Origin of the sequence: Pseudomonas sp. GL-B-19 (assembly GCF_019956415.1) — a bacterium.
GTDB lineage: Bacteria > Pseudomonadota > Gammaproteobacteria > Pseudomonadales > Pseudomonadaceae > Aquipseudomonas.
This window is the reverse complement of the sequence record NZ_JAHBDK010000013.1, coordinates 77,520-90,528: the sequence shown is the minus strand read 5'-3', so window position 1 is coordinate 90,528 and position 13,009 is coordinate 77,520. Positions and strand designations below refer to the sequence as shown.

At 59.4% G+C, this 13,009-nt stretch carries 9 protein-coding genes; 1 reads left to right on the top strand and 8 read right to left on the bottom strand.

Annotation, left to right across the window (positions count from 1 at the left end; all coding sequences use genetic code 11):
* The first annotated feature begins 5 nt into the window (after positions 1-5).
* Entirely contained in the window at positions 6-1,355 is a 1,350-nt protein-coding gene (locus KGB06_RS02855; protein ID WP_223511729.1) for an aminotransferase class I/II-fold pyridoxal phosphate-dependent enzyme, read from the top strand.
* A 51-nt stretch (positions 1,356-1,406) separates the two neighbouring features.
* On the opposite strand, the gene KGB06_RS02850 is transcribed toward KGB06_RS02855, so the two are convergent.
* The 8 genes from KGB06_RS02850 to KGB06_RS02815 form a co-directional block, all read right to left on the bottom strand.
* The gene (locus KGB06_RS02850) at positions 1,407-1,865 is read right to left on the bottom strand and encodes an REP-associated tyrosine transposase (RefSeq protein ID WP_223511728.1); all 459 of its coding nucleotides are present in this window, start codon (positions 1,863-1,865) and stop codon (positions 1,407-1,409) included.
* Between the two features lie 1,887 nt (positions 1,866-3,752).
* On the bottom strand, positions 3,753-5,204 hold the full coding sequence (locus tag KGB06_RS02845) for a capsule biosynthesis protein (RefSeq protein ID WP_223511727.1): 1,452 nt from the start codon (positions 5,202-5,204) through the stop codon (positions 3,753-3,755).
* Between the two features lie 11 nt (positions 5,205-5,215).
* Positions 5,216-5,827, bottom strand: a complete 612-nt coding sequence (locus KGB06_RS02840) for a GNAT family N-acetyltransferase (RefSeq protein ID WP_223511726.1) — start codon at positions 5,825-5,827, stop codon at positions 5,216-5,218.
* On the bottom strand, positions 5,820-7,382 hold the full coding sequence (locus KGB06_RS02835) for an LTA synthase family protein (protein WP_223511724.1): 1,563 nt from the start codon (positions 7,380-7,382) through the stop codon (positions 5,820-5,822). Before KGB06_RS02835 ends, KGB06_RS02840 begins: the two co-directional genes overlap by 8 nt.
* Positions 7,375-8,151, bottom strand: a complete 777-nt coding sequence (locus tag KGB06_RS02830; RefSeq protein WP_223511722.1) for an SDR family NAD(P)-dependent oxidoreductase — start codon at positions 8,149-8,151, stop codon at positions 7,375-7,377. The genes KGB06_RS02835 and KGB06_RS02830 overlap by 8 nt, the downstream gene beginning before the upstream one ends.
* Positions 8,148-9,470: a capsular biosynthesis protein gene (locus tag KGB06_RS02825; RefSeq protein WP_223511720.1), complete on the bottom strand. Its 1,323-nt coding sequence runs from the start codon at positions 9,468-9,470 to the stop codon at positions 8,148-8,150. Before KGB06_RS02825 ends, KGB06_RS02830 begins: the two co-directional genes overlap by 4 nt.
* Positions 9,407-11,434 carry a capsular polysaccharide biosynthesis protein gene (locus tag KGB06_RS02820; RefSeq protein WP_223511719.1) on the bottom strand — a complete coding sequence of 676 codons (2,028 nt, stop codon included), beginning with the start codon at positions 11,432-11,434 and terminating at the stop codon, positions 9,407-9,409. Before KGB06_RS02820 ends, KGB06_RS02825 begins: the two co-directional genes overlap by 64 nt.
* Positions 11,435-11,727: 293 nt before the next feature.
* Entirely contained in the window at positions 11,728-12,654 is a 927-nt protein-coding gene (locus KGB06_RS02815) for a phosphotransferase (protein ID WP_223511718.1), read from the bottom strand.
* Between the last annotated feature and the right edge of the window lie 355 nt (positions 12,655-13,009).

Sequence of the window (13,009 nt, the reverse complement as noted above, 5' to 3'; positions counted from 1 at the left end):
GGACCATGACCCATAAAACCGCGCCCAAGCTTGCCGCTTCGATGAAAGACAAGCTGATCCAACAGGCTCTGGAACGGCGTCTGCGCAAGACCGGCGATGGCGTACCGAGCCCATCGCTGGAGGGACTCAAAAGCGCCCCGCGCGAGGGGTTCGGGCAATTCTGCCGATTTGACCAGTTCCCCGGCTATCAGCAGTTACGCATCATGCTCGACGGCGCCGCGCGTTTTGGCTTGGCCAATCCGTTCTTCAAATTGCACGAAGGGTTGGCGGGAGCCGAAACCGTCATGGACGGTAATCGTTACGTGAACTTCGCGAGCTATAACTACCTGGGCTACTCAGGACACCCGGTTGTCGCCGAGGCCGCCAAGGCCGCCATTGATCAATATGGAACGTCGGTATCGGCCAGTCGTCCGGTGTCGGGCGATCGTCCGATTCATCGCGAGCTGGAGCAGGAACTGGCTCGCCTCTATGAAGTGAACGACGCCATTACCTTCGTCAGTGGTCATGCGACGAACGTGACTACCATTGGCTACTTGTTCGGTCCGCGGGATCTGATTCTGCATGATGAGCTGATTCATAACAGCGTGCTGCAGGGTATTCAGTTGTCCGGTGCCCGGCGCCTGAGTTTTGCCCATAACGATTGGGAAGCGGTCGATCGTGTACTGAGCGATCAGCGTCAGCATTTCGAGCGGGTGTTGGTGGTGCTTGAAGGCATCTACAGCATGGATGGTGATTTCCCGGATTTGCCTCGTTTCGTCGAACTCAGGAACAAGCACCAGGTATTGCTGATGGTCGATGAAGCCCATTCGCTGGGCGTCATGGGGCAGACTGGCAAAGGCATCCGTGAGCATTTCGGCCTGGCCGGCAGTGACGTGGATATCTGGATGGGCACCTTGAGTAAAAGCCTGGCCAGTTGCGGTGGTTACATCGCCGGTGAGTCGGCACTGGTGGAACATCTCAAGTTCCTGGCCCCGGGCTTTCTCTACAGTGTCGGCATGCCGCCATCGGTGGCGGCGGCAGCATTAGCGGCGCTGCGTTGCCTGCCAGAAGATGGCGAGCGCGTCGCCACCTTGCAGGCACGTGGCAGGCAATTCCTCGAACTTGCCAGGGAAGCAGGCCTGGACACCGGCACCAGCACAGGTCTGGCGGTAGTTCCGGTCATCACCGGCAGTTCGCTCAAGGCGACCCAATTGTCCAGCGCGTTGTCACGTCGTGGAATCAACGCCCAACCCATCTTGCATCCGGCGGTACCCGAGAAGTCAGCGCGAGTACGCTTTTTTGTGTCATGCCTGCACACCTCGGAGCAAATTGCCGAAACCGTCGCCATCGTTGCGCAGGAACTGCGAAAGCTCTAAGACGAGCGGCCAGAAGATCGAGGCGGCGTGCCTTCGCCGGCAAGTCAACCGCTACAGCCATATGGCATCCCACAGCGGATAATCATGAACGCGCCTGACCAGGTCAGCGCGCAATGGGTTGGCGATGATGTAACGGGCCACCGTCAAAAGATTTTCTTCGCGGCGGATGGCGCGATCATGAAAGCCTTTTTGCCAAAATCGGCCTGAGCGACCCAGGTAGGCATTGATCTCTCTCGCGCTGCGAGATTTGGTTGCAAGCATCAACTCCGGCAGCGTGCTGTTCTGGAGTTCGACCAACCAGTGAAAATGATCGGGCATTACCACCCAGGCAAGGGAATCTGCCCGTCCTTCAGTCATGGCCAGACGAAACTGATCCACCACCAAACGTCCCGCTCGCCAATCGCTGAACACCGGTTCACGCAGGTGTGTCACGGCAGTGAGCAGGTAGATTTGTCCGGCCTGGGAATGGCGACCGGTGCGCAGATGATTGGCGTGGGAACGAGTAGGCAATCCTTTGCCCTCCTGTATAGGTTGAAAGGGTAAGGCTAGGACGTAGATGATTGAACGTCGTAAAAGTTTGGAACCGGATGTGTACGGGCCGCCGCCTTCGCCGGCAAGCCGGCTCCTACGGGTTTTGTGTTGTCCACAAAATGAGGGCGTGCACGGGGTTGGTGGCGTCCGGAAAATGAGGATGCGCACGGGGCATGTGCCGTCCGAAAAATAATGGCGTGCACGACGATTTTGTAGGAGCTGGCTTGCCAGCGAAGGCGGCCTTGCGACATGCGGCGGCAATGAGGACGCCTTCGCCGGCAAGCCGGCTCCTACGGGGTTGGTGTCGTCCACAAAATGAGGGTGTGCACGGGGTTGGTGGCGTCCGAAAAATGAGGATGTGCACGGGGTTGGTGGCGTCCGGAAAATGATGGCGTGCACGGCGATTTTGTAGGAGCTGGCTTGCCAGCGAAGGCGGCCTTGCGACGTGCGGCGCCATGGGGACGCCTTCGCCGGCAAGCCAGCTCCTACGGGGTTGGTGTCGGCCACAAAATGAGGGCGTGCACGGGGTTGGTGGCGTCCGAAAAATGAGGATGTGCACGGGGCATGTGTCGTCCGAAAAATGAGGGCGTGCACGGCGATTTTGTAGGAGCTGGCTTGCCAGCGAAGGCGGCCTTGCGACGTGTGGCGGCAATGAGGACGCCTTCGCCGGCAAGCCGGCTCCTACGGGGTTGGTGTCGTCCACAAAATGAGGGTGTGCACGGGGTTGGTGGCGTCCGGAAAATGATGGCGTGCACGGCGATTTTGTAGGAGCTGGCTTGCCAGCGAAGGCGGCCTTGCGACGTGTGGCGGCAATGAGGGCGCCTTCGCCGGCAAGCCGGCTCCTACGGGGTTGGTGTCGTCCACAAAATGAGGGTGTGCACGGGGTTGGTGGCGTCCGGAAAATGAGGATGTGTACGGGGTTGGTGGCGTCCGGAAAATGATGGTGTGCACGGCGATTTTGTAGGAGCTGGCTTGCCAGCGAAGGCGGCCTTGCGACGTGTGGCGGCAATGAGGGCGCCTTCGCCGGCAAGCCGGCTCCTACGGGGTTGGTGTCGTCCGGAAAATGAGGATGTGTACGGGGTTGGTGTCGTCCGGAAAATGAGGATGTGTACGGGGTTGGTGTCGTCCGGAAAATGAGGATGTGTACGGGGTTGGTGGCGTCCGGAAAATGATGGTGTGCACGGCGATTTTGTAGGAGCTGGCTTGCCAGCGAAGGCGGCCTTGCGACGTGTGGCGGCAATGAGGGCGCCTTCGCCGGCAAGCCGGCTCCTACGGGGTTGGTGTCGTCCACAAAATGAGGATGTGCACGGGGTTGGTGTCGTCCGGAAAATGAGGATGTGTACGGGGTTGGTGGCGTCCGGAAAATGATGGCGTGCACGGCGATTTTGTAGGAGCTGGCTTGCCAGCGAAGGCGGCCTTGCGACGTGTGGCGGCAATGAGGACGCCTTCGCCGGCAAGCCGGCTCCTACGGGGTTGGTGTTGTCCACAAAATGAGGGTGTGCACGGGGTTGGTGTCGTCCACAAAATGAGGGCGTGCACGGGGTTGGTGGCGTCCGAAAAATGAGGATGTGCACGGGGCATGTGGCGTCCGAAAAATGATGGCGTGCACGGCGATTTTGTAGGAGCTGGCTTGCCAGCGAAGGCGGCCTTGTGACGTGCGGCGGCAATGAGGGCGCCTTCGCCGGCAAGCCGGCTCCTACGGGTTTTGTGTTGTCCACAAAATGAGGGTGTGCACGGGGTTGGTGGCGTCCGGAAAATGATGGTGTGCACGGCGATTTTGTAGGAGCTGGCTTGCCAGCGAAGGCGGCCTTGCGACGTGCGGCGGCAATGAGGACGCCTTCGCCGGCAAGCCGTCTCCTGCAAGGGTTATAGCGGGAACATACCTTTGAGGTAGCGGCGGATCTGCCAATAGCGCGGGCAGTTTTCGATCAGGCCTGGAGTGTTTTTCGCGCGGTGTTCCAGCGCCTGCTGTTGGCTACAGGGCATGCCACGGACTTGCACCAGTTGTTGTACATCGCCGTCATAACGCTCAAGGATCAAGCTGGCTGTTGCGTTGTCCGGGCTGATTCGCCAAAGCGGTACGCCCCGTGCTGCTGCACGTGATGACAGGTCGCGGGGTTCATGGGGGCTCCACACCACCACCTTGCCATCTTCGCGCGCCACGGTCGTCATCAGGTCGGCGCTATCGTGGGTGAATTTCACGCGGCCCCAACGGCTGTCGAGCAAGCGGCGGATTGCCGGTTGCCGGCGCCGAGGCACACCAAGCACGGTCAATGCGCCGGCGAACTGGCTGTCCTGTTGTTTTTGTCGGGCCAGTTGCCGGGCCACGGTCATCACGTCGCAGCGCTGATCGGTCAATGGGTCCACATAGCGGCAGTAGCGAATGTAAGCGGCGGCCACCAGTTGCTCCAGCGTGGGCCGGGCCTGGCGTCGCGGGATCGGTAAGCGATCATCGGTCAGCCCCCAGCCGGCGTAGAACGGCAGCCCGAAACAAGTCACCGGTACACCCTGAATCAACGCTTCCAGTCCGGCCTGGCTGGTGCCGACATACACGCGTCGGGCCCGGCTCGCCAGTGAGGCCCAGGATACGTGGCGGTTCTCCAGCGCTACGCCCCGTGCAAGGGCGGCGTCGAGCAGGCAGCTTTTCTTGTGGCCGTTGATGCAGTCAGGGTGAATCCGTACCCGCACGTCCGCATCGGGGTTTTCCGCCAGCGCCGCATCGAGCATGCGGATAAAGTCCGCTTCGCAAAGTCCGCCGCCAGGAATGGAAAAGTCGCCGTAGGTCTGGTCCACCACCAGGATAAGCGGTTTGTCGCGGCCAAGTGCGTCGTCATCGCTCAAATCCGGAGCGTTGTTGTATTTGCCGATCCCGCTGCTGCGCATCAGGGCAATCAACGCTTGAGCGGTTGCCAACTCCGCAGCCGTCAAGATGTGCGGGGTTTGCAGAATGTTTTCCAGCAGTGACGGACGATCGGCCAGGTAGTGGATGCCGATGGGATCGATCACCATCGACATCGGCGTATCGCCTTCCACCCCCAGCGAGGAGGAGCGCAGAAAGCCGTCCTCCAGCGCCACATAAGGAATGCCCCAGCGTTTGCACAATACCCGGGCATGGTCGGACGAACTTTTGTAGCCGATCCCCGAAATCGCCTTCAAACCTTCGGGCCGTTGTTGGCCGCGTCTCCACAACCAGTAGGGTGGCCCTTCGGGGTCGAGAAACTCACCCAGGTGATGGACTTTCCACATCACCCACTGGGACATGATGCCCACCCAGCCGGGGCCTTCCACCAATGACTCAAGGGGAACTGATCGACTCATTTCTTCACCGCTCATGGCTGGGGTGTCATCGAGCGACGCATGTTGATCACGGCGGGGAAGGGCAGCAGGCGGCCAAGCCAATTCACCGGAGTGGTCCGGATTCGGGTGAATCCCATATGCGCATAGAGCCGCTGTGCCCTCACATTCTTCACCTGAACCTCCAGCTCTACCCTGTCATAGCCGGCTTGCCGGGCCTGATCAAAGGTCGCGGCCAGCAGCGAACTGGCAATGCCCTGATGACGTGCATGCTTGATCACATGCAGGCCATAGAGATAAAAGCCGTAGTACCACTCGCGACCTTCGGTAATCGCAAACAGCAGGTAGCGCAATACGCCCCGCCACCAGCCAAATTCGCGCAAAAAAGGCCGGACACCGGGCGAAAATGGCCCGCGTCGATGATGTTTGAAGGCGGCATAGCCAAGGGTGCTGCAATCGCGGCGGGCGATCAGAATCCGGTCCCAGTTGATCGACTCGGCCAGCAGCCGATAGCGGCAGGCTTCATCACCGAGAAAGAAGGCCAGCGAATTGCGGCCCGAAGTGATCATCCGCGCGATTGACTCATCAGGTTCCGGCAAGCTGGAACCGAGGGCAATCCGCAAGGGGGCGTTGTCGATGTCAGTCATGGGTGGCGGTCTGGTCCAGCCTCGCTTTTGCGACGGATTGCTCACAGCTGTTCAGGTGGTCGACGAAAGTCTTGGCCAGCTGTTCCACGCCTATTGGCCGGGGCGCGCTGGAGGACGGAGCCTGATTGGACCAAATGAAGTAATCAGTATCGCCATCGGGTGCGCCCAAGGCGGTATACACATCCGGGAGAATGGGCACATGGTCGCCGAAGAAACACAGTCCGGTAGACGTCGGGCTGGCCAGCAGGTACTCGCGCAACTTGCCGAGCATCCGATCAGCATTGCTCAGGTGACGCAGATAAGGCGCCAGGTCTCGCAGGCCGTCCGGCAGTGGACGATCGAACCAGCTTGGCAACTCGGCCGCTTCAACCTGCTCCAGCTGTAGCGGTCCATGGTTCTCCATGGTTACGGCGTGGATATATAAGGGTTGGGTGCGCGTGCTGTCGTCGAGCAGTTCAATGATCTTGTCTGCCACGGCACAATCGCCAATAAAAGGTCCGGCCTTTTGCCCGTCATTGAAGCTGCGCACATCGATGAACTCATCGAAACCCAGTGCCGGCAGCACGCGGTCACGGCCGTAAAAACTACCCGCGTAAGGGTGAACGCACACGGTGCGATAACCCCGGCGCTTCATCTCGGCGGCGATGCTTGGCAACCCCTGGCGGGCGAGGTGGCGATAAGGATTGAAGCGATGAACGCCCAGCCTGTCGCCGGCAATCCCGGTCAGGAAGGCAAACTCGGTGCGCACGGTATTCGCGCCCCAGGCCGCGACTTTCAGGCGCCCATGGGCCCTGGCTTCGGTGCGCAGCACATCGTATTGGCTCAGTACCTGCTCGCGGATACCGGGCCACAATCGGCGAATATCGAAAAACGATTCGCTCTGCACCGAAACCAGGTCCGGCAGGGCCACATCAGAAGGGTTGCGAATCGATTGCGCACTGATCGCAAAAGGCGAGCCCAGTGTGTCGATGGGCACCTTGCGCCGGGCTGCGCAAAAGTAGGTCCACAAACTGGCGGCCAATCCCCAACGGCGCAAATCCAGGCTGGCATCGTAGCTCGGTTGTAGCGGTTTCAATGCGCCGACGACCAGCAGCACCACGGCACAGACCAGTGCCATGGCCGCGGTTGCCAACGCATCACTGGCGCCAGCCTCGAAATACAGTCCGCAGGCCAGGTAGGCGACAAAGGCCAACGCCAGCACAATGGTTTTGCCGATGCCGAAGAAGGGCAGGTACAGACGCGGGAAACGCACGGCGTCGCTGAAATACTCAAAGTCTGCGCACACAAAGGGTTCGCGCAACGAGTGATACTTCGAATTGCTCACCAGAACGATCAGCGTCCAGATGGCCAGCACATTCACAGCACTGAAATATGGGCGTCCGGTCAGGCCATAAAGCAGGGCAACCGAGAATAACCATGCCCCGGCGTGCAGCAGCCAGCTGCGTAGCGGTCGGCGTAAGGCGGGCCTGGGAATCAGCAGCGCTTCGATGGCGCAGGAGAGCAAAAATCCGCCCAGGATGACCCAGGCGAAAGTACTGTCAAAAAAATCAGGCACCGTAGTCCAGCCATCGCAAAATTACAGAAGACATCCGTGGGGGAATCACGCCCAGGGCCCAGCATCCGAGGTTCAAAGGGAAGGGGAAACTGATTCGCGCCTGGTCGGCTGCCAGGCCCCGGCGAATCCGCTGCGCGGCTTTGTCCGGGTTCCACAGCAACGGTTTCGGTCCAGGCATTTCAAAGCACATTTTCGATTCAACATAACCGGGCATGATCACATTGATCCGCACGCCGTCAGCGGCCACCAGGTCGCGCATGGATTCGCCGTATGCCTTTATTGCCGCTTTACTGGCGCTGTAGCTCGGCGTCGCCGGCAGCCCGCGCCAGCCAGCGAGGGAACTGAACAGCGCGATCTGCCCGTGCTTGCGTGCGCGCATCGCCGGCAACGCCGCTTGTACGGTGGCAATGGCGGCCATGACGTTGACTTCGATCACCGCCTGGGACAACGCCCAATCTTCATCCTCGGCATTCGGGCCGCTCGCCGTGTTGAGGCCGGCTCCGACAATGATCAGGTCCGGCTGCTCGGTTTCGCTGATCCGGGTGATCCATTCACGCACGGCCTCCAGGTCCTGCACGTCGAGTGCGTGAAGGATGACCCGGGCGCCGGCAGCGCGACACTGCTCCGCCATTTCTTCCAGGCGTTCGGTGCGCCGGCCTTGCAAAATCAGGGTCACGCCGGGTGCCGCATAGGCGGGCGCCAGTGCGCCGCCGATGCCACCTGTAGCACCGGTGATCAGGATGCAGCGCGGTTTTTTCGGCAGCGTCATAAGTAGCGTTCAATCCGAGAGGTTTTGGCCATCAGTACTTCCAGCGAGTTGTTCACGGCCATGTCGATACCGCAGCGCGTATAGAAGCCGCCATTGACCTGGGTGGTGTGAATCACCGTGCTGCGAAAACGCTGGAACAGCGTGGCGTCAGGCGGTTCCGGTGTGTGCCAGAAATCGTCAAGGCTGCCCTGGTGGGTGAGCCCCTTGAGGTTGTAGATCGGGTCGCTGAGGGCGATGGTCGGCACGCTGTGCATCAGCGACGAACCGCCCACTGTGCTGTTGACGGTAATCACGCCCGCGACATGCGACAGCAATGTCGGCATGTGACCGCTTTCGAGGAAGTCCACCCGATCGGCAATGCCGAATTTGTGGGCAATGCGCCGGGTGATTCGGTGGTAGTTGATGATGCCCGGGGTCAGCGGATGGTTCTTGACCACCAGGCGCGTGTCACTGCCGGCATGGCGGGCGAACGAACCCAAAACATGCTTCAGCACATCCTTCATGTGTTTGAACGGCGAGTGATCGCGGATCTGCGCGTCGCTGTCCAGCTGCAGTGGCAACAGGAAGGTGCGATAGCGATTGTGCGCCACTTGACTGATCACCTCGGAATCACGGCCCTTGGCACGGGCCAGGCGAAGGCCCTGGCGAATGTAGCCGGCATACTCCACCGCCGCGTTGTACGGCGCGTGGGTTTTGTAGTGGGGGAACACCACTTTGTTCAGTGCGCCACCGACGTGGTACATCACATCGTGCAGGGCCCTGGAGGCAAAGGACAGGCGGAACGAATTGCCGTTGTGATAGCGGGGGATGTACTTGCCCACTTCCCGATACCACTCCGGATCACGGGGCAGCAGCGAGTGATTGTTCACGCCGTTGCGCTCAAGGGTGATCCAGTAGGGGCGGAAGTAACCTTCTTCGAACACGTGCACGCGAATGCCCAGCGACCTGGCCAGCTCCACCGCCGGCTGATGCACCGGACGGCAGTCGCCGAACAACACCACGTCGGTAATGTGGTCCGCCCTGAAGCATTGGCTGTAGAAATCCATCAGCTGCTCGGGGCGCGCCGAATAAAATACGCGCGCGCCGCTGCCGTACAGGGTGTCGCCCATGTTGAAGTTGACCGACTTGACCAACTGTCCCTCGGACCGCAGAGCCTGTACCAGGCGGGCAAAAAACGGCGAACTGACGCCCTGCAGGAACAGGAACGAGTTGCGCGGTTTCACCGACACCGGGCGCGGGGAGCGCTCGACAGGAACTACGAGTTTTTTGGGCGTGGTCTCAAAGCGGTGAGGAGCAAACGCTGGATCATCTCTCGCCATGTTGGACGCTTTCCATGTGTAGGTACTTCATCCCAGTTTTGAATCTCGACTAACGTACGTTCGGGAGTCGTGAATTTTTTAGTAATGCGGCTGACATAGGTCGGGTAGCGGATCAGGGTCGCGGCCACCAGTTCGTCCAGGCTCAGGCGCCGGGTGCGGCGCGCCTGGACGTCCGGGCTCAGGTCCTTGTCCCGGGTCAAACCCCAGCCGGCATAAAACGGCTGGCCGTAGGTGGTCACGGGCACGCCGCGCAACAAGGCTTCGAAACCCGATTGCGAGGTCAGCACATGCACTTCATCCACTTCAGTCAACAGCTCATGGAACGGCACATCGCCCACCACTTGATTGCACCAATCGCTGGTGCGCTCTTCGTCAAAGCCTGCTTCGCGGGTGCCGGCCAGCACTTCCGGGTGCGGCTTGTACAACAGCCATGCCATCGGATGGTGCTCGCGCACCGCCTTGAGCAAATCAATGTTGCGTCGGATACGGTGCGCGCCGTAGCGAATCGAGGCGTCGGACTCGACCTGGCCCGGTACCAGAATCACCCGCTCGACACCGGCGGGGCGTTTCCACGTCGTGCCGGGCAGGTTGTATTTGGTTACTCCGGCAGCGCAGATCGCTTCGCGCAGGGCTGCTGCCCGTTGCAGTAAACCTGGGCTGCACGGTTCGTGCTGTAAGAGATGTTCCAGACGCGAAGGACGGGTGGCGTCGTAGTAAATGCCCAGGTCGTCGAACACCCATGACAATGGACGGGTTTTCTTCGCACCCAGGCCGACGGAGCGCAGGAAGCCGTCTTCGACGCGGCCGAGGTGGCTACCGACTTTGTGGGTCAACGGCGCATCGTGCTGGCAACCCCAAGTGATGACCGGCGTGATGCGACGACGGGAAAAGCGACCGAGGAACCGAATCGATGAACCATTGAAAAAGTCCAACACCAACGGTTGCTTCCACTTGCTGAAACCGACCATTTGCAAATCTTGCGGTAGCCGACTGCGCATCCGCCGTTGCAGGCCGAGCCAGGCCAACACGGTCTCAGGCTGGCAGGGCGCGCCCGTTTCGGGGTCAACGTAGCGCGGGTATTCCACCAGCGCGGCATGCAGCAATTGTTCAAGGCTGACGGGTTGGCGTCGCTCGGGAGCGGGCAGGGCATCATTGGTCAGACCCCAGCCGGCATAGAACGGCATGCCAAAGGTGTACACCGGCACGCCCCACAGCAAGGCATCGAAGCCCAGTTGCGAAGTCATCACGTACGCAGCCTGGACGGCGGGCAGTAGTTCGGCCGGGTGAACGTTATGGCTGATCAGGTGAACACGTGGGTGCTTGCGTAGCGCCGCCAGGTCAAAGTGACCTTGCTTGCGCCCGGCCACCACGTCCGGGTGAACCTTGACCACCACCGTGCTTTGCGGGTGACGGGTCAGCGCGGCTTCGAGCATGCGCTCGAAATCGGCGACGGTGGCACCTTGCAGTGAGGCATCACCGCGAGTCTGATCGGCGACCAGCACGCACGGCTGCGGCAATGTGCAGGCTTCGATGCGGGCGCCGTTGTATTTGGACACGCGCTCTTCACACCAGCTTGCTTGCAAGGCGCGGGCGCGCAGTATCTGTGCTTCTGTGAGCGGCACGGGAATCAGTTGTTCAAGGCGAGAAGGAGCGGTGGCGTCGTAGTAGATGCCCAGCGGGTCGACGATCAACGACAGCGGCGGGTCTTCGGCGCCCAGACCCACCGAGCGCAAAAATCCATCTTCGACGGTTAGTAGCGGCAAACCTGCAGTTTCAGCGGCCTCTTGGGCACGCATCGCACTGGGTTTGCGTCCCCACGCGAGAACCTCATCGGCTTGGGCAATGTCGCGCACCGCGCCACACAGCAGCCGATACTCGGGCAGCAGGGCAGGGAGCGTGGGGATCTGTTGCGCGCCTTTAGACAGAATCAGCAAAGCGCGCCGGTTTGAATCGACATTGTCCATAAAAGACAGCGGATATCCCTAAAGGGTGCACACATCTACCAGGCTCGAATACATGCGAACCTGTAAAGAATGTTTAATAAAATTTGCCGCGAATAATAATACAAATGGCACGTTGCCATTCACAAAAAATTGACCAAATGCACGGTTTTTTCACATCTTGTGTGAACTTTTATTTCAACACCTGTAACGGCGTAAACAGTCCGATGAGCGGCTTTCTAATTGGGTGTCGGAGAGATTGACAAAGGCTTTGTTTTCTTCGTAGTAACTGGCTCGCCATCGACAGCGATTGCACATCATGCGTCGCCGGCGAGCGCCCCTTTTTCCAGCAAGTACTCATATTTCTCGTGCAGCAGATCCAGTTTGCCCCGTTGCTGATAGTCGGCAATCGTTTTGGGGCGCAGGAAATGCCAGAGAGAGTTTTGCAGGAAAAAGTAATCCATGTTGTGTAAGGCGATCTGTGGATCGAAGCGCTCGTCCAGCGCTGCGATATAGGAGCGCAGGAAATACATGCGGATTCTTGTGAAGCGTGCCATGTCTTCCTGTCGGAAAATCGCACTCAGGTACGCGCCCCCATCAAACCCGACCCGGCCGACTTTCACCTCACTCCAGTCGATCATCTGGAATCTACCGTGCGAAGAAAAGAAATTCTTGGCCAGGTAATCCATGTGGCAAAAGCAGCGCGGGCTATTGTTGGCACGGTTTTTTGCGAGGTTTAGCGCGGGTTGCAAACCTGATAGCCGCTCTTTGAGACCTTGAAAGCGCGCATCGTCGGTGGGCAGCTCGCTGAGGGAGGGCAGGTAACGCACAAAATTGAAGCGCCAACGCAACAAATACCATGGACGAAAAAAATCCATTTCCCAAAACCGATAGCGTTGTTGCCAGTTTTCAGGTCGCAGGTGCAGATTGGTGAGATTTTCTATTTCTGCGATGCCTTGGCCAATTTGCGTCGCAATTTTGCCCATGCGTGGTGCTTTCCCCCGGACAAAGCGAGTGAAGATCAGGCTTTCCCAAGGTGTTTCGATAACGCCCAGGCATTGTGGGTGTTGGAAGTGGGTACTGTTAGCCAGCACGCTGCCCTCGCGATGGAAGCGCGATTCCAGGCTAGAGATGCCGAGTAATTTGCGAATCGATTTTTCGACTACATCCAGCGTGACGCCAGTCTGTCGATGAGTCAGGCGGTGATGATGTACATAGTTGACGAACGAGGCGTTGGAGTCCATGTCCGAGGTGGTAATGCTGTAATCATCCAGCGCGTGACCGAGTACATGGCTCAAGCGTTTTTTCAGGCTGGGTTGGCTCCACCAAAAGACATTGTTGCGACCCAATATTTCTTGGTTCTTTGATTCGGTATTCATGGGCTCCAACTGTCAACGACCGCTCGAATCTTGATCGGATAAGGTAAGTCGTACCCAGAGCAGACTGTGCCCAAAAGCGTAAGGACCGATCAAACGAGGCGCGATATTACGGACTCTGCCTGCTGATTGCCATGGTCATGGATGTGGCGGCACAGAAAACAGGATCATTGCTTTGCGTTAATCGGAAAGCTCACATCAACGTTCCATGCTGGCCACTCAA

Excerpts from the sequence above, each read along its gene's own strand:
- KGB06_RS02820 (WP_223511719.1), bottom strand. The coding sequence starts at position 11,434 with ATGGACAATGTCGATTCAAACCGGCGCGCTTTGCTGATTCTGTCTAAA.
- KGB06_RS02840 (WP_223511726.1), bottom strand. The coding sequence starts at position 5,827 with ATGACTGACATCGACAACGCCCCCTTGCGGATTGCCCTCGGTTCCAGC.
- KGB06_RS02815 (WP_223511718.1), bottom strand. The coding sequence starts at position 12,654 with ATGGACTCCAACGCCTCGTTCGTCAACTATGTACATCATCACCGCCTG.
- KGB06_RS02825 (WP_223511720.1), bottom strand. The coding sequence starts at position 9,470 with ATGGCGAGAGATGATCCAGCGTTTGCTCCTCACCGCTTTGAGACCACG.
- KGB06_RS02855 (WP_223511729.1), top strand. The coding sequence starts at position 6 with ATGACCCATAAAACCGCGCCCAAGCTTGCCGCTTCGATGAAAGACAAG.
- KGB06_RS02830 (WP_223511722.1), bottom strand. The coding sequence starts at position 8,151 with ATGACGCTGCCGAAAAAACCGCGCTGCATCCTGATCACCGGTGCTACA.
- KGB06_RS02845 (WP_223511727.1), bottom strand. The coding sequence starts at position 5,204 with ATGAGTCGATCAGTTCCCCTTGAGTCATTGGTGGAAGGCCCCGGCTGG.